Raw genomic sequence first — 3,420 nt, 5'->3', positions numbered from 1 at the left:
GCAGGGAGAACAACATTCTTCTGTTGCGACTACCCTGAAAATCCTAGCAGAACTCTACTATTATCAAGGACGCTATGACCAAGCCGAAGAGTTGTTAGTGGAAGCTTCAGGACAGAGAGAACAGTTGCAGGGAGAACAACATTCTTCTGTTGCGACTACCCTGAAAATCCTAGCAGAACTCTACTATTATCAAGGACGCTATGATCAAGCCAAAGAGTTGTTAGTGGAAGCTTTAGAACAGAGAAAACTGCTGCTGGGAGAAAAACATCCTTCTGTCGTCACCAGCCTGAACAACCTAGCGTCACTTTATGATTCTCAAGGACGGCATGACCAAGCCGAGCCGCTTTATCTGCAAGCTTTAGAAATATGTCAGCATCTGCTGGAGACTTATCCAGAATATTAATTTAGAGGTTGTTTAAAAAGTCCTGTTGTTGATAGCAAAACGTTTTAGATCCCCCTAAATCCCCTGATAAATTGGGGGATTTTAATTCTGGTTCCCCTTTTTTTAGGGGGGTTAGGTGGGATCAAGAAGTGCCTAAAAATACAGCTAACAATTTTTTCAACAACCTCTTAGTCGTAACCGTTCATAGGTTTTTTTAGCTACTGCAAAAATACAGGTACACATCTTGGCTTATAAACATTGGCTAAGTAGTTGCATCAAGGCCATCACGGCTTTCGGATCGCTATACACAGATATTGCGTTGAAAGAGTTAATAGCAAAGGCACTTACTTTCCCCAGTTATGGACGACTGTTGGTAGCCAACCGAGAACTAGAGCGGGAAATCAGCGATGTCTACGACGAGATCCGTTTACTCAAACAGGCAGAAATTGCGAGCAGACAAAGCGAGATTCGCTACCGTGCCATTGTAGAAGATCAGGCTGAAGTGATTGCCCGATATTTACCAGACGGCACACTCACGTTTTTCAACCAAGCTTTTGCGCTTTATTATGGGCGATCGCCAGAGGAGCTAATCGGCAGCCACGATCAACCCATTATCTTGGAGGCAGATCGGGAGCGAGTTGCTGAATTTGTAGCTTTAATTAGTGCTGATAATCCCGTTGTGATTATTGAGAATCGCGTGGTTGTGGCAGGTGAGGTGCGTTGGACTAAGTGGCATAACCGAATGATATTTGACGAGCAAGGATGCTTTCTGGAATTTCAATCGGTGGGGTACAATATCACAGACTTCAAGCAAATTGAAGAAACACTTTTTCAAGAAAAAGAATTAGCCCAGGTGACGTTGCAATCGATCGGAGATGCAGTTCTTACCACAGATGCGTTTGGCAGGATTAAATACCTCAATCCGGTTGCAAAATTTCTGCTTGGATGTAGTGAAACATCCGCAGAAGGGTTGCTGTTAGAAGAAGTCTTTGGAATTGTGCATGAAGCGACACGGGAGACAGTTAAGAACCCAATTGAGCAAGCGTTAAAGGAAAATCGAACTGTGAGTTTAGCAAACCATACCGTCTTAATTAATCAGAATAATCAAGAAATTGCGATTCAAGATTCAGCCGCGCCCATTCGCAATCGTGAGGGACGAGTGATTGGCGCGGTTATGGTGTTTCGTGACGTGACTCAGAACCGCAAGTTGTCGCGTCAGCTATCCTGGCAGGCAAGTCATGATGCCTTAACCGGATTGGTGAATCGCCACGAGTTTGAGCAGCAGATTCAACAAGCATTGCACCTTGCCAAATTAGACTACCAGATTCATGCGTTGTGCTATTTGGATCTCGATCACTTCAAAATTGTAAATGATACCTGTGGTCATCTGGCTGGAGACGAATTACTGCGTCAAATTACTATCCTATTGCAAGAGAAGATTAGGAAAACTGACACACTGGCACGCTTAGGGGGCGATGAATTTGGCGTATTGCTCAGTCAGTGTCTGCCGGAGCAAGCTTTACGAGTTGCCAATGATCTGCTTGAATGTGTTCAAGAGTTCCGGTTTGTTTGGCAAAAGCAGGTATTCTCAATTGGAGTAAGTATCGGCTTGGTGGGTATTGACATAAATAGCGAGAGCCTTGCAGAGATTATCAGCACGGCTGATGCAGCTTGCTATACTGCGAAGAACCGGGGGCGCAATCGCGTGTACTTTGCTCAGACTGACGACCAGGAGCGACTGCAACAGCGCGGCCAGATGCAGTGGGCCAGCCGCATTTCTCAAGCCTTGGAAAATGATTGGTTTTGTCTCTATGTTCAACCTATTGCCGCTATCACCTCGACTGCTCAAAACGTTGACGATGGGGACTATTATGAAGTGCTACTGCGGCTCTGGGATGAGGAGAGAAATTTAGTGCTGCCGATGACGTTTATTCCAGCAGCAGAACGCTACGACTTGATGCACCTGATCGATCAATGGGTGATTCGGACTCTGTTCAAGAATTTGACAAGCGTTGTTGGCGATAAACAAAGCATTTATGCGATTAACCTTTCTGGTTCTAGCATCAACGACGATCGCTTCTTTGACTTTCTATATCAGCAGTTTACCCTATACTCCATCTCACCCCAGTCCATTTGCTTTGAAATTACCGAGACTGTGGCGATCGCCAACCTAAGTAAAGCCAGACAGTTCATTCAGTCACTTCAACGGATGGGCTGTCGCTTCGCGTTGGACGATTTTGGGGTGGGTATGTCGTCCTTTGCCTATCTCAAGTCTCTACCTGTGGATTACCTCAAAATTGACGGGAGCTTTATTCGTAACATTGTCAATAATCCTGTGGATAATGCGATCGTGGCAGCAATCACGCACATTAGTAGTGTGATGGGTATTCAGACTATTGCTGAGTTTGTAGAGAATGACGCGATTTTAGAGCGAATTACGGCACTTGGAATTGATTACGCACAGGGATATGGCATTGCAGCACCTCGCCCATTGGGGTAGATATAGCTAGCCACACTGTTGGCAAATGTGCTACATAGCTTTTGTTAATTCAAGTACTACGTAAGTTCAAGCTACGCCTAACGCCTAACCGATACCGAAAGCATGACTCTAAGATCGAGCCGTGAACATTCTAACGTTACAACCAACTCCAAAATCTCCCCAAAACAGACTATTCCCATTGACTCCACATACCCGCAAGTTATTCAAACCCTGCTGGCCAAGTGCCATGACGCTGGTTATCCTGTGCAGTGCGTTCCCGCTTCTCCTGTCGGAGACGCTACGCGAACGGGTTGCCGTAGGCATCGCCTAGCTTGCGGCTACTACCAAGTATCTCTGCACGGCGAAGATTTGGGGGATTGGTCGGAACTTGGGGTGCTGGCTGTTCTTTCGGGGTTACAGCAGGAGTTCTATCGGGGGCGGTTGCTGCTAGGGTTGGCGGTGGCGGGGTCAGGCTGATGGTGGAGCATCCGTGAGAGGTTAAGATAAAGTGCATTTTGTCAACCAGTTAAAATACTCAAAATAGTCTTATTGAAAATGA

General features: G+C 45.9%; 3 protein-coding genes. All 3 read left to right on the top strand.

The annotated features are described in order from the left end of the window. Window positions 1–403 (top strand): tetratricopeptide repeat protein (locus tag ACEYW6_RS35585; RefSeq protein ID WP_412983510.1); only part of this gene is annotated, 403 nt, incomplete at its 5' end. 223 nt (window positions 404–626) lie between these two features. Beyond that, a complete protein-coding gene (locus tag ACEYW6_RS35580) occupies window positions 627–2,882 on the top strand; it encodes an EAL domain-containing protein (protein WP_412983509.1) in 2,256 nt (751 codons plus the stop codon). Between the two features lie 102 nt (window positions 2,883–2,984). Continuing rightward, window positions 2,985–3,338, top strand: coding sequence for a hypothetical protein (locus ACEYW6_RS35575; protein WP_412983508.1), 354 nt, complete (start codon window positions 2,985–2,987; stop codon window positions 3,336–3,338). Window positions 3,339–3,420: the final 82 nt, after the last annotated feature.

It is taken from the genome of Nostoc sp. UIC 10607 (genome assembly GCF_047228265.1).
Classification (GTDB): Bacteria; Cyanobacteriota; Cyanobacteriia; order Cyanobacteriales; family Nostocaceae; genus Nostoc; species Nostoc foliaceum_A.
This window is presented reverse-complemented; position numbering and strand designations above follow the sequence as displayed.

What these genes read in the sequence shown, in the direction of transcription:
- ACEYW6_RS35575 (WP_412983508.1), top strand. Translation starts at nt 2,985, where the DNA reads ATGACTCTAAGATCGAGCCGTGAACATTCTAACGTTACAACCAACTCC.